Consider the following 19,790-nt stretch of genomic DNA (forward strand, 5'->3'; position numbering starts at 1 on the left):
GCGGCTCGGCGGGGCGTCGTTGGAGTCGCGGAACTCGAAGATCTTGCGCAGGAAGCCCGGCGCCACCGCGGAAATGGGGTTCACCCGCAGGGTGGGGCCGCTCATGGGGCCCACCACCTCGAAGGTCACGCCCAGCAGGCCCTCGTTCGGCCCCCCGCCCAGGAACATGCCGAGCACCGGCAGCTTCGAGAACATGTTGTTGAGCGCATAGGCCGGCACGAAGGTGCCGCGCATGGACACCCGGTTGGCCGCGAAATCCAGCGTGCCGTCGAAGGTGACGCCCGCCGAGGTGCCCCAGATGGCGCCATCCTTCAGGGTGATCTTGCCCGGCGTGCGCACGAAGCGGGTCTCGGCCTTCTCGAAGGCGGCCGAGCCGTCCACGATATTGCCGGAGGAATCGCGCACCGCGCTCGAAAGCTGGGTCAGCCCCGGCTCGCCCTTCACGAAGAAATTGCGCAGGTGCATCACCCCCTCCTGGGGGGTGTCGTCGCTGCGTGGGGGGTCCACCACCATCCAGGCCTCGCCGCCCTGCATCTTCGGGTAGATGTCGAGGAAACGCAGCAACGCGCCAGCGTCGGTGGTGGCCATCTGCAGCGCCGGGCCCTTGCCGCGCCAGTCGCGGATCTCGTTCTGCCAGTCGCGGATCTTGCCGGCCAGGGAGCCGTCGCGGCCCACCTTGGCGGACAGGTCGAGGTCGCGGATCTCCACCCCGCGGCGGGAAAGGCGCAGGTCGAACTGGCGCATCACCTCGCCGTTGTTGCCAGTGAGGGCCCCCACCTTGGCGTCGAGGTCCACGTCCGGCAGCTTGGCCTGCTGCGGGCGCCGGGCGCCGGGCGCCGGGGCGCTGGGCGTGCTCATGAGGCTCTTCATGATGCCGCGCGCGTCCATCATGGCGCCGGTAAGGTGGATCTTGAGCACGTCGCCCGCCTTCTCCGCGCTCAGGGACGCCTTGTCGCCGTCGGAGAGCTGGAACACGGGGAACTGGGCGGAGAGCAGGTCTCCGGAATCGGAAAGTTCCAGGCCGCCTTCGAGCCGGGTGCCCGATCCTTCCATGACGAGATCGTTGAGCCGCACCGAGCGGCCCTTGTCGTCCATGGTGAAGCGCGCCTTCAGCGGCTTGCCCGCCGGCTTGCTGAGGCCGGGGATGAGATCGGAGATGCGGGCGGAGGTCAGGTCCACCTCGATGGTGGCGCGGGTGTCCACGTTGTTGGTGGTGCCCACGAACTGGACCGCCAGCGTGCCGGAGATGCCGGGCATGTCGAGCCCGAGCTTGGCGCGGGCGGCATCGTCCAGGTTGGCGCTGATGCGGATAGCCGCGTCCGCCACATCCTTCTTCTTCTCATACTCGAAGGCGATGGGCGCGCCGCCGAGCTTGCCGTTGCCCCGCAGCACGATGCCCGCCGGCGAGGCGAACGCCTGCACTGTGGCGTCCTCCAGCCGCAGCGCCTTGAACACCTTGTCCACGCCGAAATCGGTGAGGGTGGCATCCAGCGAATAGTCGAGGTCCTCCGGCAGCGGCACCTTGCGGAAGGTGATCTTGAGCTGGAGCAGCGCCGAGAACTTGCCGCGGGTGGTTGAGGGGTCGAAGGCGGCGCCCGCCGGCCCCTTCAGGGGCTCCATGCCCAGCACCTCCACCGCGGCGTCGGCGGGGCCGGCGAAGCGCACGGAGATCTGGGTGGAGGGCTCGCGCGGGAAATAGTCGGGCATGAACATCACGCCGTCGCTCACCGCGATCCTGCGGTCCTGCGGCGTCACCATGGTGGCGGTGGGCATGTCGATGCGCACGGTACGGCCGGTGACCACGATGGCGAGGCTGGCGTCCACCACCGGCGGCAGGCCCTTCACCGCACGCAGGGTGACGCCCTTGCCGTTGATGGTGAAGTGCACCGCGTCGTCCGGCAGCGGCACCTGCTTCTGCCCGATGAGGTCGAGGGGCATGTTCACCAGCAGGCTGATGTCGCTGGCGGTGCCGCCCGAAACGTTCTCGATGGCGAACTGGCGCGCCGGCGGGGCGATGCTGACCGGCCAGAAGCGCTTGACGGTGGAGACCGGCATGGGCGAGCCGGCGCCCTGCATCCTCAGGATCGGCACCTCGGCGCCGAAATCGAAGGTGGCGGTGAAGCTGAAGCCACCGACCTTGCTGCCGAGCAGGCCACGCTCCACCTTGAGCTGGCGGCTCGCGGCATCATAGGCCCCCTCCACCTGCACCCGGTCGATGACCAGCGGCGGCTCGTTCATTTCCGCGCCGGCGAGCACCACTTCCTTCTGGACAATGGTGAAGGGCCAGGGATCGCGGGCACGCTGGGGCACGTGGATCTCGCCCGTCAGCGCCACCGTGTTCTCGTTCTTGGAGGCGGAGATCGGATCGAGCACGATCATCCGCCGCGCCGGATCGAGCCGGGCGCCGACGCGCGCGCGGTCAATGACGAATCGCTCGGTGGGTTCCTCGCCGTTGCCGACGGCGCCGGCCCCCAGCTCCACCATCGCCTCCGCCGCCTTCAGCGCGCCGTCGAGGCCGAGCCGGGCCGTAAGCTTCGCGTTGAGGGGCGTGTCCATGTAGAATCGGCGGTGGTCCTGGCTGAAGGCCTGCACCAGGTCATGGGTGGAGAGGTCGTTCACCACCACCTCGATGGCCCGCTCGTCGTCCCGCGCGGGGGCGATGCGCGCGACGGCGGTGGAAACCCCGTCCGGCCCCTGGGAGGTAAAGGTCAGTTCCATGCCGCCCGCCGGCATCCGCGCGAGCCGCACCGAGATGTGCTGGAACACGATGCGGCGGCCGGAACTCTCGTTCTCCACGATGAGCGTGCCGTCCTTCAGCCCGACGTCCGCCAGAGCGTTGCCGTCGAAGCCGGCGGCGTCCATGTCCTTCAGCCATTGGGCGAGGAAGGCGAGGTGCAGGGGGTCGATATCCCCCGCCGCCTGCGGGGCGGGGCCGGCGGCGCCCTGGGCCGGAGCCCCCACGGCCGCTGGAGCCTGGACGCCCGCCGGGCCGGCGGCAGGAACGGGCGCGGACGGAGGCGTGGCCGGCGCCTGCTGCAACAGGGTGGGCTTGGCGGGCTTGGCCCCGCCGGCCGAGGCCACAGCCACCGCGAGCTGGCCGCTGGCGCCGATGTGGACGGTCATCTCCGCCCCGATGAGGTCGATGCGCCTGGCCTTGGGCATGAGCGAGAGCAACGAGCCCTCCAGCTCCACCTCGGCGCTGGGCGCGCTCGCCAGGAGCGCGCCGTCGGGCGCGAACACACGGATGTCGTGCACCACCACGGCGGTGTTGCCATCGCCCACGCGCTCCATGGTGGTGGAGCCGATGGAGACCTTGCGGCCCTCCCCGATTCGGTCCTCCAGAGCCTGCTCGATATAGGGGGTGGCGACATCGGCGGTGACGACGCCGGTGGCGATCAGGGCATAGAGGGCCAGCGCCGCAAGGCCGGCGACGGCGATGACGCCGAGCAGAACGCTCGCGAGCGCGCGTGCAATGCGCCCCTGCGGCACCAGGGCGCCCATGAGGCTGCGAAGGGGCGCATGCCGCGGTCTGCGCCGCTGCGAAGCAGGCGTCGGCCCGAAATCCTCCATGCCCGCGTGGTCCTCCCGCAACCGTCCACGACATCCGAAGGCGGCGGGGCAAGCCCGCCGCGCGACCAATTACATGCCCCGAGATTTCAGCCTAATGTCCATCTTCGGCGTAAAGATGAGGTGGATCGCCCCACGCACACCATACTGCCGATCCGCCGGGCGGCGTTATCCTTGCCGAAGGCGGCGCCCCCTGCGGTATGGCGCCGAACACGTCGAAAGGAAGGCGGATGGCCAATTTTCCCGAAGCCGGCTCGAAAGCCCCCCCGTTTCACCTCAAGCGGGACGGTGGCGGCGAGGTGAGCCTCGACGATTTCAAGGGACGCAAGCTCGTCCTCTATTTCTACCCGAAGGCCAGCACCCCAGGCTGCACCAAGGAGGCGATCGCCTTCAACGGGCTGAAGGCCGCCTTCGCCGCCGCCGACACCGACATCCTCGGCGTCTCCGCCGATCCGGTGAAGGCGCAGGACAGCTTCAAGGCCAAGCACGAGCTCGCTTTCCCCCTCGGCTCGGACGAAAGCCACGGAATGCTCGAGGCCTACGGCGTGTGGGGCGAGAAGAGCATGTACGGGCGCACCTTCATGGGCATCACCCGCGCCACCGTGCTCATCGGCCGCGATGGCACCATCGCCCGCGTCTGGCCCAAGGTGAAGGTGGACGGCCACGCCGAGGACGTCCTCAAGGCGGCCCAGGCGCTCGGCTGAGCCGGCGCCCGCCCGCGGCCCGGGCGCGCGGGGCGGGCGCGCCCGGAGCAGCATGCCCCGCCCCCCCCCGGGGCGGGGCTCGCGGCGGGCCGCGCTCCGCGCGGGCTCACCCCGCCGCGACGTTCTGCGGCAGCACGAAGGGGCCGGGCGGGGCCACGCCCACCCGCACCCGCACCCCGAACGCCCGGTGGAGCACCTCCTCCGTCACCACCTCGGCCACGCGCCCCTCCGCCACCACGCCGCCATGGGCCAGCACCACCAGCCGGTCCGCCACCATGGCCGCGAGGTTGAGGTCGTGCAGCACCGCCAGCACGCCGCCGCCGGCATCGGCATGGGCGCGGGCGAGGCGCAGCACCGTGAGCTGGTGGGCGAGGTCGAGGCTCGCCGTGGGCTCGTCGAGGAACAGATAGGAGGGCCGGCCCTCCTCCCCGCATTCGAGCTGGGCCAGCACGCGGGCGAGCTGCACCCGCTGGCGCTCGCCGCCGGAGAGGCTGTCGTAGCGGCGGCTGGCGAAGCCGGGCAGGTCCACCTGCCGCAGGAGGCGGGCGATTCGCGCCTCGGCCTCGGAGCCGCCGGCCGGTAGGCCCATCAGCCCCACCGAGATCACCTCCGCCACGGAAAAGGCGAACGCCACCTCCACCGCCTGAGGCAGCACCGCCCGGCGCCGCGCCAGGGCCGCCGGCGGCAGCGTGGAAAGGTCCGCGCCGTCCAGCAGCACCCGCCCGCCCGAGAGCCGCTGCTCGCCCGAAAGCGCCTTCATCAGGGTGGACTTGCCAGCCCCGTTGGGGCCCACCAGCACCGTCACCGCCCCCGGCCGCAGGGCAAGGCTTACGCCGTCCAGCAGCACGCGGCCGCCGGCCACCACCCGCGCGTCCCGTGCTTCATACAGGGCCTCATTCATGGCCTCACCCCACGAAGGCGCGGCGGCGCAGCAGCAGCCACAGGAAGAAGGGGGCGCCCACCAGCGCCGTCACCACGCCCAGCGGCAGCTCCGCCGGGGCCGCCAGCATGCGGGCGAGGATATCCGCCGCCAGCAGCACCGCCGCGCCCAGAAGCGCCGAGGCCGGCAGCAGCACCCGGTGGCCGGGCCCCAGCGCCAACCGCGCCAGGTGCGGCACCACGAGGCCGATGAAGCCCACCACGCCGGCAGCCGCCACCGAGGCCCCGACCCCCGCCGCCACCCCGATGATGGCGAGCCGCTTCAGCCGCTCCACCGCGATGCCTACATGGAACGCCTCCGCCTCGCCGAGCGCCAGGGCATCGAGCCCGCGGGCCAGCAGCGGGGCCGCCAGCACCAGCGCGACGATGAAGGGCGCGGCGAGCCCCACCTTGATCCAGGTGGCGCCGCCGAGGCTGCCCATGGTCCAGAACAGGAACTCTCGGGTCTGCTGCTCGGAGGCCATGAACACCATGACACCGGTGCCCGCGCTCGCCAGCGCGCCCAAAGCGAGGCCGGCGAACAGCAGCGTCGCCACCGAGGTGCGCCCGTCGCTGGTGGCGAGCCGGCCGATGACGAGGGTGGTGACCAGCCCGCCCGCGAAGGCCGCCAGCGGCAGGCCGAGCAATTGCCCGGAGGACGGCAGCAGCGTGCCGAGCGCGCCGCCGAACACCACCCACGCCACCGCCGCCAGCGCCGCGCCGGGCGCCACCCCCACGAGGCCGGGGTCCGCCAGCGCATTGCGGAACACGCCCTGCATCATGGCCCCGGCCACCGCCGTACCGGCCCCCACCAGGGCGCCGAGCACCGCGCGCGGCAGGCGCACATCCATCACCACGATGCGCTCGCGCAGCAGGCCGGCGCCCGCCGGCGTGCCGGTGGCCGCCTCCCACAGCACCCCCAGCACGCGGCCGGGCGGAATGGAGAAGGGGCCGATGGCCAGCGCCCCGAGGAAGGCCGCGAGCGCGAGCCCCGCGAGCAAAGCGAGGCCGGCCACGGCCGGGCGGCGCGCCGGCCGGGCGGCGGCGGAAAGGGGCACGGGCGCGGCGCTCATTCGTCGGGCTCCGCCGCCCAGGGCCGCGCCGGCAGCTCGGGCATGGCCGCGCCGTGGAGCGCCGCCGCGAGATCCCGCGCCGCCTGCGGGGCGCGCGGACCGAAGCCGAGCAGATAGGAGCCGGGCAGGCTCACGAAGCGCTTGTCCCGCGCCGCCGGCGTGCCGGCGAAGGCCGGCAGCGAAAGCACATTCTCGGCGTCGAGCACCTGCCCGCCGCCGCGCATCACCACCACCGCGTCGGGATCGGCGGCCATGGCCGCCTCGTCCACCGCCGGCTTGTAGCCCTTGATGGCGGACATGGCATTGGCGACGCCGGCGAGGCGGAACATGGCGTCGGCGCTGGTGTCGCTTCCGCCCACCACGGCCGTGCCGTTGCCGGTGGAGAGCACGAACACCGCGCGCGGATGCGCCTTGAGCGCCGCCACAGCGGTGCCCAGGGTCGCGAAATCGGCCCGCACCGCCGCCGCGAGGGCCGCGCCCTTCGCCGGTTCGCCCACCGCAGCGGCCACCGCCTCGATCTTGCGCGCGACGCCCTCGGCATCATGGGCATCGGGGATGATGACGACGGGAACCGAGGCGTTCTCCAGCACGTCGAGGGTGGAGCGCGGCCCCGCCCCCTCGATGGCGAGGATGACGCTCGGCCCCACCGAGAGCACGCCTTCCGGCGCCAGGGTGCGCGCATAGCCCACGTTGGGCAGAGCCCGGGCGGCGGCGGGATAGCGGCTGGTCTGGTCCACGGCGATCACCCGGTCGCCGAGACCGAGCGCGAACAGGATCTCCGTCACCGAGCCGCCGATGGAGACGATGCGCGAGGTATCCTTCACCGCCACTGCGCGGCCGCGCGCATCCACCACGTCGCCAGCGGCCGCGGGGCTCCGGACGAGGGGAAAGAGGAGGAGGGCCAGAGCAAGCATCGCCCCAAGCACACCGGACACGCGCGAACGAGAGCGTGTTTTTGAATGATTCAAATCTATCACTTTCGAGTCGATTTTTGAAAATCGACTCTCAAATTTCGATTTATTCAAAATTCAAAACCTCAGCACCGAGTGACGAACGTGCACTAATAAATGTTATTATTTCACTCCTTTGGCAAGATACGATGGACTCAGCTTGACGACATTTAGGTATCACGATAACCGATGCCCTGCAGGCGAGACGGTCCTGCAGCGCGCGAAGTTCTGCCCCCGCGAACGGTAGCCAGCCACGACATGACGCGGAGACGATCATGGTGCGTGGGCCATTGGACCCCCAGCTTTCCCACGGGCTTCGGCCCTTCCTTCTGTGCGGCGCGGCGGCGTGCGCGCTGCTGCTCGGCGGCGGAGCCGCTCTGGCCCAGAGCGCAGGAGCGGCGCAGGGCGCGGCTTCCGCCGGCGGTGACGAGATCGCCCTCGACACCCTCACCATCGCGGCCACGCGCAGCATCGAGACCACGGCGGTGGATGCGCTGGCCGGCGTCAGCGTCATCACCTCCGATGAGCTGCAGCAGCTCATGCCCTCGACGACACAGCAGGTGTTCTTCGGCACGCCCGGCACCACGGTGCTCCAGAACGGCAACTCCACGCAGGCGTCCATCAACATTCGCGGCATGCAGGACTTCGGCCGCGTCGCGGTCATCGTCGATGGCGCGCGGCAGAACTTCGCTCAGCTCGGCCATAACGATGGTGCCGGCTCCTTCTTCCTGGAGCCCGCCCTTCTGAGCACGGTGGAGGTGGTGCGCGGCCCGGTGGCCAACATCTACGGCTCCGGCGCCATCGGCGGCGTGGTGAGCTTCCGCACCAAGGACGTGAGCGACCTCCTGAAGGCCGGCCAGCAGTGGGGGGTGGAAACCTCCGGCGAGTTTGGTTCCAATGGCCCCATGGGCTTCGGCTCGGCGTTCGCCGCCACCCGCCTCGGCCCGAACGCCGACCTGTTCTTCGGCGGCACCCTGCGCGCCCAGTCCGAATATACGGACGGCGCCGGCAACGTGGTGCAGGGCACCGGCTTCGACACCTGGACCGGCATCGCCAAGCTCACGGTGCGCCCGGCCGAGTTCCACGAGGTGAAGCTCACCGCCCTCAACCTCGACACCACCTACACCACCGGCAACAGCTATCCGCCCACGGGCACCACCCAGTACGGCACCGACACCTCCAACCGCACGGTGGCCGCCACCTACAATTACTCGAACCCCGACAACGCCTGGTTCGACTGGCGCTCCAGCGCCTACTGGAACCAGGTGAACCAGGACCAGACCAAGGTGGATGGTGCCTGCTCCACCTCCACCGGCTGCATCGGCGACCCCCGCAGCTTCACCATCGACACCCTCGGCTTCGACGTAAACAACACGTCGCGCTTCAACCTCTCCTCGGTGAAGAACGCCGTCACCATCGGCGGCGATTACTTCCACGATAACGTGAACAACGAAGACAATTATGGCTTCGGCGCTGGCTACAACCCCTCGGGCGAGCGCTCCGTGGGCGGCGCCTTCGTGCAGTGGCAGGCCGACTGGACCAAGTGGCTCCAGACCATCGCCGCCGTGCGCTACGATTCCTACGCGCTTTCCAGCGACACGACGCCCGGCACCAGCGGCGACCGCTTCTCGCCCAAGATCACGGTGGGCATCTCCCCGTTCGAGTGGATCACCTTCTACGGCACGTATGCCGAAGGCTACCGCGCCCCGGCCGTGACCGAGGCCCTGGTGAACGGCGAGCACCCCACGGTGAGCCCCTATTTCAACTTCGGCTTCCTGCCCAACCCGGACCTGAAGGCCGAGGTGGGCAAGAACAAGGAAATCGGCGTCAACCTGAAGTTCAACGACATCTTCGCCAAGGGCGACAAGTTCCGCGCCAAGGCGAACCTCTACCGAAACGACGTCTCGGATTATATCGAGATCGACTACATGACCCGCTCCGTGCCCGCGTGCGCGCAGGCCGGCTGGATGCTCTGCTACCAGTATCAGAACGTAGCCGAGGCCCAGCTCCAGGGCTTCGAGTTCGAGAGCATGTATGATGCCGGCGTGTGGTTCCTGGGCTTCAACGCCACCGTCTCCTCCGGCGACAACCAGACCACCAACGAGCCGCTGGTCTCGGTGATGCCGAACAACGTGGCCACCACGCTGGGCACCCGCCTGTTCGACAACAAGCTCCTGGCCTCGGTGCGCTGGCAGTGGGTGGCGGCGAAGACCGAAGAGGACCTGCCCCCCGGCAGCGCCGTGGAGCCCACCCCCAGCTTCAACCTCGTGAACGCCTATCTCGCCTACCAGGCGACCGAGTGGGTGACCGCCCAGTTCGCCCTGGAGAACCTGCTCAATGAGCAATACACTATTTACCAGCAGTTCGTGCCCAGCGCCGGCATCACCTTCAAGGCCGGGCTGAAGGTCACCCTCGGCGGTGATGTGATCGCTGCCGCCACCCCCGCGCGGATCGTCAAGTAGCCGGGCGGCCGCGCCCCTTTTCATATGGAGTGATACGCATGTTCATTGCCACCAACCGCTTCAAGGTGAAGCACGGTTCGGAAGCCGCCTTCGAGACCGTCTGGCGCGAGCGCGACACCTATATCGCCGCAGTGCCCGGCTTCGTCGCCTTCGACCTCTGCCGGGGTCCGGAGAAGGAGGAATACACCCTCTACATCTCCCACACCGTGTGGGCCGCCAAGGCCGATTTCGAGGCCTGGACCAAGTCCGAGGCCTTCCGCCTCGCCCACCGCAAGGCCGGCGAGAGCGCCAACACGGTGAACTACATCGGCGGGCCGGAGTTCGAGGGCTTCGAATCCGTGCTCTCCCTCACCCCCGGCGAGAAAGCCGCCTGATTTTTCATTCTTCGATTCCCGTCATTGCCTCCACCCGGCCCGGACCTCCGGCGCCGGGTTTTTTTCGTCCCGCGCGCGCTTCCGCGGGGCGGGGCGGCGCACTACCTTGACGGTGACGCCCTCCCCGGCCCGTTCCCCCTCGCGGCCGGCCGCCCCTTCGGAAACGTGAGACATGAGCGCCTATACCGAGCTTTCCGCCCATTTCGGCCGCGCCTCCGCCTTGTCCAACGCCATCGGCATCCTGCAATGGGACAGCGACGTGATGATGCCGGCGGGCGCCGTCGGCACCCGTGCCGAGAGCCTCGCGCTGCTGCGCGTGCTCCAGCACGGCCTCGTCACCGATCCGCGGGTGGGCGAGTGGCTGGCCGGCGCGGAGGCCGACAACGGCCTCGACCCATGGGAGCGCGCCAATCTGCGCGAGATCCAGCGCCTGTGGACGGTGGAAACCGCCTTGCCCGCCGATCTCGTGGAGGCCTCATCCAAGGCGGTCTCCGCCTGCGAGATGGCGTGGCGCAAGGCGCGGGCGGAGGCGGACTTCGCACGCCTCCTGCCCTTGCTGGAGGAGGTGCTGCGGCTGCAGCGGGAGATCGGCGTCGCCAAGGGCGAAAAGCTCGGCCTCTCGCCCTACGACGCCCTGCTGAACGATTACGAGCCCGGCGGACGCTCCGCGCGCATCGACGCCCTGTTCGACGACCTCGCCGCCTTCCTGCCCGGCTTCACCGAGCGCGTTCTGGAGATCCAGGCGCGCCGCCCCAAGACACCCCTGCCGCAGGGGCCCTTCCCCGTGGAAGCCCAGCGCGCCCTGGGGCTGGAAATGATGAAGGTGGTGGGCTTCGATTTCGAGCGCGGGCGGCTCGATGTCTCCACCCACCCCTTCTGTGGCGGCGCCGACAACGACGTGCGCATCACCACCCGCTATGACGGCGCCGATTTCTCCAGCGCCCTCATGGGCGTGCTGCACGAGACCGGACATGCGCTCTACGAGCAGGGGCGCCCCGCCGCCTTCATGACCCAGCCGGTGGGGCAGGCCCGCTCCATGAGCGTGCACGAGAGCCAGTCTCTGCTGATGGAGATGCAGGCCTGCCGCAGCCGCGAATTCCTCGCCTTCGCCGCGCCCCGCATGCGCGCCGCCTTCGGCGGCTCCGGCCCCTCCTGGGAGGCGGACGCCCTGTGGCGGCACTACACCACGGTGAAGCGGGGCTTCATCCGCGTGGATGCCGACGAGGTCACCTACCCCGCCCACGTGATCCTGCGCTACCGCCTGGAAAAGGCGCTCATCGCCGGCGACATGGCCCTGAAGGACCTGCCCGGCGCCTGGGCCGAGGGCATGAAGGCATTGCTCGGCGTGGTGCCGCCGGACGACCGGCTCGGCTGCCTGCAGGACATCCACTGGCCGAGCGGAGGCTGGGGCTATTTCCCCACCTACACCCTCGGCGCCATGACCGCCGCCCAGCTCTTCGACGCCGCCTGCCGGGCGGACGCGGACATCCTGCCCGGCATCGCGCGCGGGGATTTCGGGCCGCTGCTCTCCTGGCTGCGGGCCAACGTGCACACCCAGGGCTCGCTGCTGGAGACCGACGCGCTCCTCACCCACGCCACCGGCCGCCCCCTCGACGCCGCCGTCTTCAAGGCCCACCTGGAGCGCCGCTACGGCGGCGGGCAGGAATGATGCCGAAGCCCCGGGATCTTGTTTCGCGGGACATTGGTGAAGCCCGGGCGGCGCTTGAGCGCAAACCGCGGGCATCGGTAGAGGACCGGGGCCGAGGGTGTGAAGTGCACGGCCCTGCGACACGGAGGGGGCTTAGCCCGCGCGGCGCGCGGGCGGTCTTGTCGCGGGGGCCCTTCGGCACGCAGCCGAAGGCAACCGGCCGTTGCCGATCGCAGACGACGAAACCGTCCGTCCAGCACAGTGCCCGGATGCCTCCGAACGCGCGCAGATTGGCACGCAGCCGACGCAAAGCGAGGCAGCGCTCCTGCTGAGCGCGGACCACGAAATCGCCGGGCACGGCGCTCGAACCGGCTTTGATCACGCTCGCGCCGATCGACACGCGGCGGAAGACGGCGGGCACGCGCGAGGCGGTGGGCTGCCGCTGGCCGCGGACCAAGAAATCGCCCGGTAAGGCGCTCAGGCGCGTGTCGATCGCACGCGAGCCCATCGGAAGGCCGCGAGCGCGTGCAAGGCGGTGGGCCACGGCCGACCGCGGACCACGCAATCGTCCGGCACAGCGCTCGGGCCGGCCCGGTCGCGCGGGCTCACCGGCGGAAGGCAGCGGGCGCGAGCATGGCAAAAGAGCCTGCCGACCCTGAGCCAGGAGGAGGTACCCCACGCGGCGCTTGGGGTTCGCCTGACCGGACGGCCCATCGGCACATGGCGGGCGCGAGCGCAGCGGAAGACTTGCGGACCTCCAGCCATCAGGCCGCTCGCGCGGCGCCGAGGCTCATCGCAGGCGGCGGGAGGCGGGGCAGTCCCCTCCCTTCACACGGCAAGCTTGGCGGCGAGAGGGGGACGGCGGGCTCGGCCCACGGCAGCGGCGGGCCGTGGGGCCCGAGCGGCACGGCGCTGAAAAAGTCCTGCGGCGAGGCCGCGCCTGGCGGCTCAGCCGGCAGCGGGCGGCGGCTCGTCGGAAAGCAGGCGCTTCAGCCGCGCCTCTTCCTCCGGGGTCAGGTGGACATCGCGGGGCGTCGCGGCGGCACGCCGACGGCGCAGGGCCGCCACGGAGGCCAGCACGCCCAGGCCCAGCACCACCGCCGGGGTCGCCCACAGCAGCGCGTTGCGCCAGGAGAAGCGCGGGCGCAGCAGCACGAACTCGCCGTAGCGCGCCACCATGAAGTCGAGCACCTGCCCGTCGCTGTCGCCGGCCTTCAGGCGCTCGCGCACGATGAGGCGCAGGTCTTTCGCCAGCGGCGCGTCGGAATCGTCGATGGACTGATTCTGGCAGACCATGCAGCGCAGCTCGGCGGAGAGCGCGCGGGCGCGGCTCTCCATGTTGGGATCGCTCAGCACCTCGTCCGGCTGCACGGCGCGCACCGGCGCCGCCAGCAGCAGCAGCGCGAGAAAAGCGAGGGCGAGGCGCTTCATGGCAGTCATCCCCATCCTCATTCCGCCGGCACCGCCGCCGCGCGGCGGCGCGAGAGCTTGGGCACGCCGATGCGCAGCCGCCGATCCATCAGCGAGAGCACGCCGCCGAGCGCCATCACCACGGCGCCGAGCCAGATCAGCGTCACGTTCGGCTTGAAGGTGGCGCGTACGGAAATGTGCCCGTCCTGCGCCTCCTCGCCCATGCTCACATAGAGCTGGCTGAAGCCGAAGGTGCGGATGCCGGCCTCGGTGGTGCCCATCTGGCGCGAGGCGAAGGTGCGCCGCGACGCCTCGATGGCGCCCTCCGAAGTGCCGTCGTGGCGAATGGAGAATACAGCCGTGCGCGCGCGGTAGTTTGGCCCGGTGCGGTTTTCCATCCGCTCCAGGGTGAGCGCGCGGGCGCCGATGACCATCTGGTCGCCCACCTTCATGGCGGAGATCTTCTCCTGGCTCCAGGAGGCCTCGCACACGATGCCGAGCAGGCAGACGCCGACGCCGAAATGGGCGACGGCGGTGCCGTAGGCGGAGCGCGGCACTCCGGCGAGGCGCGCCAGCGCCACCTTCGCCCGCACCCGGCCGAGGCCGGCGCGCTCGGCGATATCGGTGAGCGCGCCGAGCATGATGAACACCGCGAGCCCCACCGCGAGCGGGGCCAGCACCGGGCCGCCGGTGACCGCCGCCGCCGTCACCACCACCGCCACCACGGCGAGGCCGGCGGCCAGCATCAGCCGCTGGGCGACGCCCAGCAGGTCGCCGCGCTTCCACGCGAGCAGCGGGCCGAACGGGACGGCGAAGACGAGCGGCAGCATGAGGCCGCCGAAGGCGAGATTGAAATAGGGCGGGCCCACCGTGATCTTGGCGCCGGTGAGGGCCTCGAGCGCGAGCGGGTAGAGCGTGCCCACCAGCACCGCCGCCGTGGCCGCGGTGAGGAACAGATTGTTGAGCACCAGCGCCCCCTCGCGCGAGACGGGGGCGAACAGCCCGCCCTGCTTCAGCTCCGAGGCGCGGAACGCGAACAGCGCGAAACCGCCGGCGATGAAGAAGGTGAGGATGCCCAGGATGAACACGCCGCGCGCTGGGTCCGTCGCGAAGGCGTGCACCGAGGTGAGCACGCCCGAGCGCACCAGGAAGGTGCCCACCAGCGACAACGAGAAGGCGAGGATGGCGAGCAGGATGGTCCACACCTTCAGCGCGTCGCGCTTCTCCATCACCACCGCCGAGTGCAGCAGCGCGGTGGCGGCGAGCCATGGCATGAGGGAGGCGTTCTCCACCGGGTCCCAGAACCACCAGCCGCCCCAGCCCAGCTCGTAATAGGCCCAGTAGGAGCCCATGGCGATGCCGAGGGTGAGGAACACCCAGGCCGCCAGCGTCCACGGCCGCACCCAGCGCGCCCAGGCGGCGTCGATGCGCCCCTCGATCAGCGCCGCGATGGCGAAGGCGAACGACACCGAGAGCCCGACATAGCCGAGGTAGAGCAGCGGCGGATGGATGGCGAGGCCGGGGTCCTGGAGGATGGGGTTGAGGTCACGCCCCTCGGCCGGCGCCGGCACGAGCCGCAGGAAGGGATTGGAGGTGAAGAGGATGAAGGAGAGGAAGGCGAGCGCGATCAGCCCCTGCACCGCGAGCACATGGGCCTTCAGCCGGTCCGGCAGGTTGCCGCCGAAGGCGGCCACCAGCGCGCCGAACAGGGCCAGCACGAACACCCACAGGAGCATGGAGCCCTCGTGGTTCCCCCAGGTGGAGGTGATCTTGTAGATCAGCGGCATCTGGGAGTGGGAGTTCTCCACCACGTTCACCACCGTGAAGTCGGAGGTGAGGTAGAGCTGGACCAGCGCCGCGAAGGCGAAGGTTACAAAGCCCATGAGCCCGAAGGCGATGGGCGCGGCGGTGCCCATGAGCACCGCATCCCCCTTGGCCGCGCCCCAGGCCGGCAGCACCACCTGGAGGATGGCGAGGGCGAAGGCCAGCGCCAGCGCATATTGGCCGAGTTCGGCGATCACGGTGCGTCAGCTCCCGGTATTGGCGGCGGCGGGGCGGGCGGGCACGGCCGCGCCGTTCTCGCCCTCCTTCCACACGCCCTGCTTCTTCAAGGCGTCGGCCACCTCGCGCGGCATGTATTTCTCGTCATGCTTGGCGAGCACGCTGTCGGCGCGGAAGGTGCCGTCGGGCTGCAGCGCGCCCTCGGCCACCACGCCCTGCCCCTCGCGGAAGAGGTCCGGCAGGATGCCGGAATAGGCCACCTTTACGGTGGCGTTGCCATCGGTGACGGCGAAGGTGGTGACGGTGCCGGCCTTGGCGACGGAGCCGGTCTCCACCAGTCCGCCCAGCCGCAGGCGCGCGCCCGGCGCCACCTGCTGCTGCGCCACCTCGGTGGGGGTGCGGAAGAACACGATGGTGTCGTTCAGCGCCGACAGGATCAGCCCGGCGGCGAGCGCCAGCACGCCCAGTCCGGCGGCGATGAGCACGAGGCGACGGCCCTTGCGGGTCATTGTTGGTCCTCCCGAAATGTCTTGCGCGCCGGCGCCATGGTCAGCTCCCGAGCCCCAGGTCCTTCTCGGCCGCGTCGATGCGCGCCAGCGCCTCGGCGTTGCCGGCGAAGGCGGCCCGCGCCGAGGCGAGCGCCCCCTTGGCCTTGTCGCCCTCGCCCAGCACCTTGAAGGCGCGGGCAAGGCGCAGCCAGCCGTCGAGATCCTCGGGCGCGGCGGAAAGGCGATCCTGCAGCCGCTGCACCATACCGCGAATCATGGTGCTTCTGTCACCGGCGGACATGGCGGCGGCATTGGCGACATCCGCCGCCGAGGGGCCGGGCGCCGCCGCAGCCGGCGCCTTCTCCGCGCCGTTGCCATTGCCCTCAGCCCCCTGCACGCGGGCCAGCGCCTTGCGCAGCAGCGGCAGATAAGGCGCGTCGGCGGGCGTGCGGGCGAGCATGGCGCCCCAGATAGCCGCAGCATCGGCGGCGCGACCGTCCTGCTCGGCGGCGAGGCCGAGGAAATAGGTGGCCCGCGGCTCCTCCGGATCGAGCTTCACGGCATCCTGGAAGGCCCGGAGCGCATCGGCGGTGACGATGCCGTTCGCGGACATCACCAGCACCTCGCCGAGGGCGGAATAGCGCAGGGCCGTGGGCCCCAGCAGGCGGATGGCCTGGGCGTGGGCGCGGGCCGCGTCGTCGAGACGGCCGAGGCGCAGGTAGATGGGGGCGAGCACCTCGTAGCCGGTGCCATCATCCGGATTGCGGGCGAGGTGCTCTTCCACCTTGCGCACGAGGATAGCAACGTCGCCGCGGTCGGCGGGCGCGGCCAACCGCTCGGCCAAAGGCGCGCCGGGCAGGCCGGGCGAGCCGAGGTAGAGGTAGAGGCCGGCGCCGAGCAGGGGCACCAGCAGCAGCGCCATCACCGCGGCGGCGCGGCGGCGGCGGGTGCCGCCCTCCTGCGCGCCGGCTTCGGCGGCGCCGGCGGCATCGGCCGCAAGCATGCGGCGCGCCACTTCGGTGCGGGCCGCCTCCGCCTGCTCGGGCGGCAGGCGGCCGCTCTCGCGGTCACGGTCGATCTCGGCGAGCTGGTCACGGTAGACGGCAAGATCTCCCTCCCGCTCCCCCTTCAGGGTGCGGGCGCGGCTCAGCGGCCACAGCACCGCCAGCGCGGCAATGGCGGTCATGAACGCGAACAGGGCAAACAGGGGCGCAGACATCATCTCTTAGCCGTTAGCCGTAGAGCCGCCGAAAGCACAAGGCCACATCCCGCCTCAGCGGCGCGGAGCCGCAGGGGCGCCGCGACTTGTGATCGACTCCGCGCGCGCCTTCCGGTAGAGGGGAAGCAGCCGCGGGGAGACACTTGCGCCCCGGATCAACCAGCCGACACGGAGATAGGGCCATGGGACTGTTCGATCAGATGGTGGGCGGCGTTCTCAACAACATGCTCTCGAAGGCCGGCGGCTCCGAGGGCATCGGCAGCCTGCTGAACGCTGCCATGAGCGGGCCCATGGCCCAGGCGCTGCCGGGCATGCTGGACGGCGCCCTGGCCAAGACCTCCTTCGGCAGCATCGACGGCCTGCTGGCGCAGCTCCAGGAATCCGGTCTCGGCGATCAGGTGTCGAGCTGGCTCTCCAGCGGCACCAACCTGCCCGTGAGCTCCGAGCAGCTCCTTTCCGCTTTGGGCGAGACCCAGCTCGGCCAGCTCGCCGCCGGCATCGGCCTCACGCCTGACAAGCTCTCCGAGCTGCTCGCCCAGTATCTTCCGGGCCTGGTGGACAAGCTGAGCCCCAACGGCGTGCTGGAGCTGCCCAAGGCCTGAGCCTTGGCGGGGGCCAAGACGTCATGGCCATTGCGCCGCGGCCGTGAAATCGCCACCTTCGAGGCGTGGCAGATGATGCGGTCGCGACCCGCTGCCGCGTCCACCGCAGAAGGTGAGCCCTGACCCGTGCCCGCGCCTGAGCGTCCCTCCCTGAAGACCCGGCTGCGCAATGCGCTGCTGGCGTTCGACGCCTTTCTCGATTCCTCGCTGTTCGGCCTCGGCAGCCGCACCCGGCGGGCGCTGTCCTCCTATGCGGCCTTCACCGAGAATTTCAACATCGGCGGCGTCACCGGCTTCTTTATCGGGCTGGCGTCGGAGGCCTTCACCCTCGGCACCATCGGGGCCGTGGCGGTGCTGGCGCTCGCCATCCCCGCCTTCCACGAGACCTCCGACGACTGGCTGAAGCGCACCGAGCTCGCCGTCACCTTCCTCGACCGCTATGGCAACATCATCGGCGAGCGCGGCGTGCGGCAGAACGATACCGTGCCGCTGGAGGACTTCCCCGACCATCTCATCAAGGCCACCCTCGCCACCGAGGACCGGCGCTTCTACGAGCATTGGGGCATCGACATCTCCGGCACCTTCCGCGCCGTGGTCACCAATGCGCGGGCCGGCGGCGTGCGGCAGGGCGGCTCCTCGCTCTCCCAGCAGCTCGCCAAAAACCTCTTCCTGAACAATGAGCGCACCCTCGAGCGCAAGATCAAGGAAGCGTTCCTCGCCATCTGGCTGGAAGCCCGGCTCACCAAGAGCCAGATCCTGAAGCTCTATCTCGACCGCGCTTATCTCGGCGGCGGCGCCTACGGCGTGGACGCGGCGGCACGCTATTATTTCGGCAAGTCGGTGCGCGAGGTGAACCTTGCGGAAGCGGCCATGATGGCGGGCCTGTTCAAGGCCCCGTCCAAATACGCGCCGCACGTGAACCTGCCCGCCGCGCGCGCGCGCGCCTCCACCGTGCTCGACAATCTGGTGGACGCCGGCTTCATGACCGAGGGCCAGGTGTTCGGCGCACGCCGCAACCCCGCCACCCCCGTGGACCGCCGCGACGAGGCGGTGCCCGACTACTATCTCGACTATGCCTTCGCCGAGGTGAAGAAGCTGGTGGACCAGCTTCCCGCCTCCGTCACCGAGCGCATCTTCGTGGTGCGCACGGGCCTCGACCCCAACATCCAGAAGGTCTCGGAAGCCGCCATTGACCAGTCGCTGCGCGAGTTCGGGCGCGATTACAAGGTCACCCAGGGCGGCACCGTGGTGATGGAGCCCAACGGCACCCTGCGCGCCATGGTGGGCGGGCGCGACTATGGCGAGAGCCAGTTCAACCGCGCCACCGACGCCCTGCGCCAGCCCGGCTCCTCCTTCAAGCCGTTCGTCTACACCGTGGCGCTCATGAACGGCTTCAAGCCGTCGACCATCGTGCAGGACGCGCCCATCTGCCTCGGCAACTGGTGCCCGCAGAACTACGGGCGCTCCTACATGGGCTCCATCACGCTGCAGACCGCGCTCCAGCACTCGCTGAACACGGTGGCGGTGCGCCTTGCGGAGAAGTTCGGGCGCAAGAAGATCGTGGACCTCGCCCACCAGATGGGCATCCACACGCCGCTGCCCATCTCCGCGCCACTGCCGCTCGGCGCCGCCGAGGTGACGCTGGTGGACATGACCACCGCCTATTCCGTGTTCGCCAATGGCGGACGCAGCGTCTATCCCCATGCGGTGGTGGAGATGCGGATCGGCAATGGCGAGGTGGTGTGGCGCTTCGACCGCGACGCCCCCGCCCCGGTGCAGATCATTCCCACCCAGCAGCTCTACGACATCAACACCATGCTCAACAACGTGGTGGAAAACGGCACCGGCCGCCGGGCCCGCCTCGTGAACTCCAAGGTGGCGGGCAAGACCGGCACCACCAACGCCTATCGCGACGCCTGGTTCATGGGCTTCACCGGGAATTACGTGGCGGGCGTCTGGTTCGGCAATGACGACTACGCCTCCATGAACAAGATGACGGGCGGCGCGCTGCCGGCCATGACCTGGCAGAAGGTGATGGCCTATGCCCACCAGGGCATCGACATCAAGCCGATCCCCGGCGTTACCTCCCCCATCCCGAAGCTGGACGAGGCGCCGGCTCCCATCGACGTCCCCGGCCTTGCCGATTCCCAGCGGCCGGTGACGCTCTCGCCCAAGTCGGCCGGCCAGCTCGCGGCCCTGGAGCGGCTGCTGAAAGATGCGGAGAACGCGGCCGGGGTGCCCGCTGCCGCCCCGCCCTCCGGCAGGCTGCCCCCGCCGGTGGCGCCGCTGCCGCCCACGAAACCGCTGCGCACCGGCGAAGCCGGAGCCCCGCCGCGCGGCTAAGGGCATTTCAGGCGAAGCGGATGCCCGTTCG

14 protein-coding genes are annotated in these 19,790 nt (G+C 70.3%); 6 read left to right on the top strand and 8 right to left on the bottom strand.

Features of this window, described 5'->3' with window-relative positions; translation table 11 throughout:
- Positions 1–3,501: YhdP family protein (locus V5F61_RS19145; protein ID WP_393990192.1), on the bottom strand; the 3,501-nt coding region annotated here is incomplete at its 3' end.
- A 266-nt stretch (positions 3,502–3,767) separates the two neighbouring features.
- Here V5F61_RS19145 and bcp point away from each other — a divergent pair.
- A complete protein-coding gene (gene bcp, locus V5F61_RS19150) occupies positions 3,768–4,271 on the top strand; it encodes a thioredoxin-dependent thiol peroxidase (RefSeq protein WP_393990191.1) in 504 nt (167 codons plus the stop codon).
- Between the two features lie 106 nt (positions 4,272–4,377).
- On the opposite strand, the gene V5F61_RS19155 is transcribed toward bcp, so the two are convergent.
- From V5F61_RS19155 to V5F61_RS19165, 3 genes are read right to left on the bottom strand one after another with little or no spacing between them, the layout of a single operon-like run.
- Positions 4,378–5,160 (bottom strand): heme ABC transporter ATP-binding protein, encoded by a 783-nt coding sequence (locus V5F61_RS19155; RefSeq protein ID WP_393990196.1) that lies wholly within the window; start codon positions 5,158–5,160, stop codon positions 4,378–4,380.
- A gap of 16 nt (positions 5,161–5,176) precedes the next feature.
- Complete coding sequence (locus V5F61_RS19160) at positions 5,177–6,262, bottom strand: FecCD family ABC transporter permease (protein WP_393990190.1); 1,086 nt, start codon at positions 6,260–6,262, stop codon at positions 5,177–5,179.
- Entirely contained in the window at positions 6,259–7,176 is a 918-nt protein-coding gene (locus V5F61_RS19165) for a heme/hemin ABC transporter substrate-binding protein (protein ID WP_393990189.1), read from the bottom strand. Before V5F61_RS19165 ends, V5F61_RS19160 begins: the two co-directional genes overlap by 4 nt.
- A gap of 311 nt (positions 7,177–7,487) precedes the next feature.
- Between V5F61_RS19165 and V5F61_RS19170 the strand changes: the two genes are divergently transcribed.
- The 3 genes from V5F61_RS19170 to V5F61_RS19180 all read left to right on the top strand — a co-directional run bounded on the left by V5F61_RS19170 (position 7,488) and on the right by V5F61_RS19180 (position 11,717).
- On the top strand, positions 7,488–9,674 hold the full coding sequence (locus V5F61_RS19170; RefSeq protein WP_393990188.1) for a TonB-dependent hemoglobin/transferrin/lactoferrin family receptor: 2,187 nt from the start codon (positions 7,488–7,490) through the stop codon (positions 9,672–9,674).
- Positions 9,675–9,712: 38 nt separating this feature from the next.
- Entirely contained in the window at positions 9,713–10,048 is a 336-nt protein-coding gene (locus V5F61_RS19175) for an antibiotic biosynthesis monooxygenase family protein (RefSeq protein WP_393990187.1), read from the top strand.
- Between the two features lie 172 nt (positions 10,049–10,220).
- Positions 10,221–11,717, top strand: a complete 1,497-nt coding sequence (locus V5F61_RS19180; protein ID WP_393990186.1) for a carboxypeptidase M32 — start codon at positions 10,221–10,223, stop codon at positions 11,715–11,717.
- A gap of 927 nt (positions 11,718–12,644) precedes the next feature.
- Here the strand turns inward: V5F61_RS19180 and V5F61_RS19185 are convergent.
- From V5F61_RS19185 to ccmI, 4 genes are read right to left on the bottom strand one after another with little or no spacing between them, the layout of a single operon-like run.
- A complete protein-coding gene (locus V5F61_RS19185; RefSeq protein WP_393990195.1) occupies positions 12,645–13,127 on the bottom strand; it encodes a cytochrome c-type biogenesis protein in 483 nt (160 codons plus the stop codon).
- A gap of 17 nt (positions 13,128–13,144) precedes the next feature.
- The gene (locus tag V5F61_RS19190) at positions 13,145–15,127 is read right to left on the bottom strand and encodes a heme lyase CcmF/NrfE family subunit (protein WP_393990185.1); all 1,983 of its coding nucleotides are present in this window, start codon (positions 15,125–15,127) and stop codon (positions 13,145–13,147) included.
- A 6-nt stretch (positions 15,128–15,133) separates the two neighbouring features.
- Positions 15,134–15,616 carry a cytochrome c maturation protein CcmE gene (gene ccmE, locus V5F61_RS19195; RefSeq protein ID WP_393990184.1) on the bottom strand — a complete coding sequence of 161 codons (483 nt, stop codon included), beginning with the start codon at positions 15,614–15,616 and terminating at the stop codon, positions 15,134–15,136.
- Between the two features lie 40 nt (positions 15,617–15,656).
- The gene (gene ccmI / locus V5F61_RS19200; protein WP_394104068.1) at positions 15,657–16,814 is read right to left on the bottom strand and encodes a c-type cytochrome biogenesis protein CcmI; all 1,158 of its coding nucleotides are present in this window, start codon (positions 16,812–16,814) and stop codon (positions 15,657–15,659) included.
- Between the two features lie 182 nt (positions 16,815–16,996).
- Between ccmI and V5F61_RS19205 the strand changes: the two genes are divergently transcribed.
- The gene (locus V5F61_RS19205; protein WP_393990182.1) at positions 16,997–17,416 is read left to right on the top strand and encodes a YidB family protein; all 420 of its coding nucleotides are present in this window, start codon (positions 16,997–16,999) and stop codon (positions 17,414–17,416) included.
- A 126-nt stretch (positions 17,417–17,542) separates the two neighbouring features.
- Positions 17,543–19,759 (top strand): transglycosylase domain-containing protein, encoded by a 2,217-nt coding sequence (locus tag V5F61_RS19210; RefSeq protein ID WP_393990181.1) that lies wholly within the window; start codon positions 17,543–17,545, stop codon positions 19,757–19,759.
- The last annotated feature ends 31 nt before the right edge of the window (positions 19,760–19,790 follow it).

Source organism: Xanthobacter sediminis, from assembly GCF_043195015.1.
Taxonomy (GTDB): domain Bacteria; phylum Pseudomonadota; class Alphaproteobacteria; order Rhizobiales; family Xanthobacteraceae; genus Xanthobacter.

Excerpts from the sequence above, each read along its gene's own strand:
- ccmE (WP_393990184.1), bottom strand. The coding sequence starts at position 15,616 with ATGACCCGCAAGGGCCGTCGCCTCGTGCTCATCGCCGCCGGACTGGGC.
- V5F61_RS19160 (WP_393990190.1), bottom strand. The coding sequence starts at position 6,262 with ATGAGCGCCGCGCCCGTGCCCCTTTCCGCCGCCGCCCGGCCGGCGCGC.
- V5F61_RS19165 (WP_393990189.1), bottom strand. The coding sequence starts at position 7,176 with ATGCTTGCTCTGGCCCTCCTCCTCTTTCCCCTCGTCCGGAGCCCCGCG.
- V5F61_RS19175 (WP_393990187.1), top strand. The coding sequence starts at position 9,713 with ATGTTCATTGCCACCAACCGCTTCAAGGTGAAGCACGGTTCGGAAGCC.
- V5F61_RS19185 (WP_393990195.1), bottom strand. The coding sequence starts at position 13,127 with ATGAAGCGCCTCGCCCTCGCTTTTCTCGCGCTGCTGCTGCTGGCGGCG.
- V5F61_RS19170 (WP_393990188.1), top strand. The coding sequence starts at position 7,488 with ATGGTGCGTGGGCCATTGGACCCCCAGCTTTCCCACGGGCTTCGGCCC.
- bcp (WP_393990191.1), top strand. The coding sequence starts at position 3,768 with ATGGCGCCGAACACGTCGAAAGGAAGGCGGATGGCCAATTTTCCCGAA.
- ccmI (WP_394104068.1), bottom strand. The coding sequence starts at position 16,814 with ATGTCTGCGCCCCTGTTTGCCCTGTTCGCGTTCATGACCGCCATTGCC.
- V5F61_RS19180 (WP_393990186.1), top strand. The coding sequence starts at position 10,221 with ATGAGCGCCTATACCGAGCTTTCCGCCCATTTCGGCCGCGCCTCCGCC.
- V5F61_RS19205 (WP_393990182.1), top strand. The coding sequence starts at position 16,997 with ATGGGACTGTTCGATCAGATGGTGGGCGGCGTTCTCAACAACATGCTC.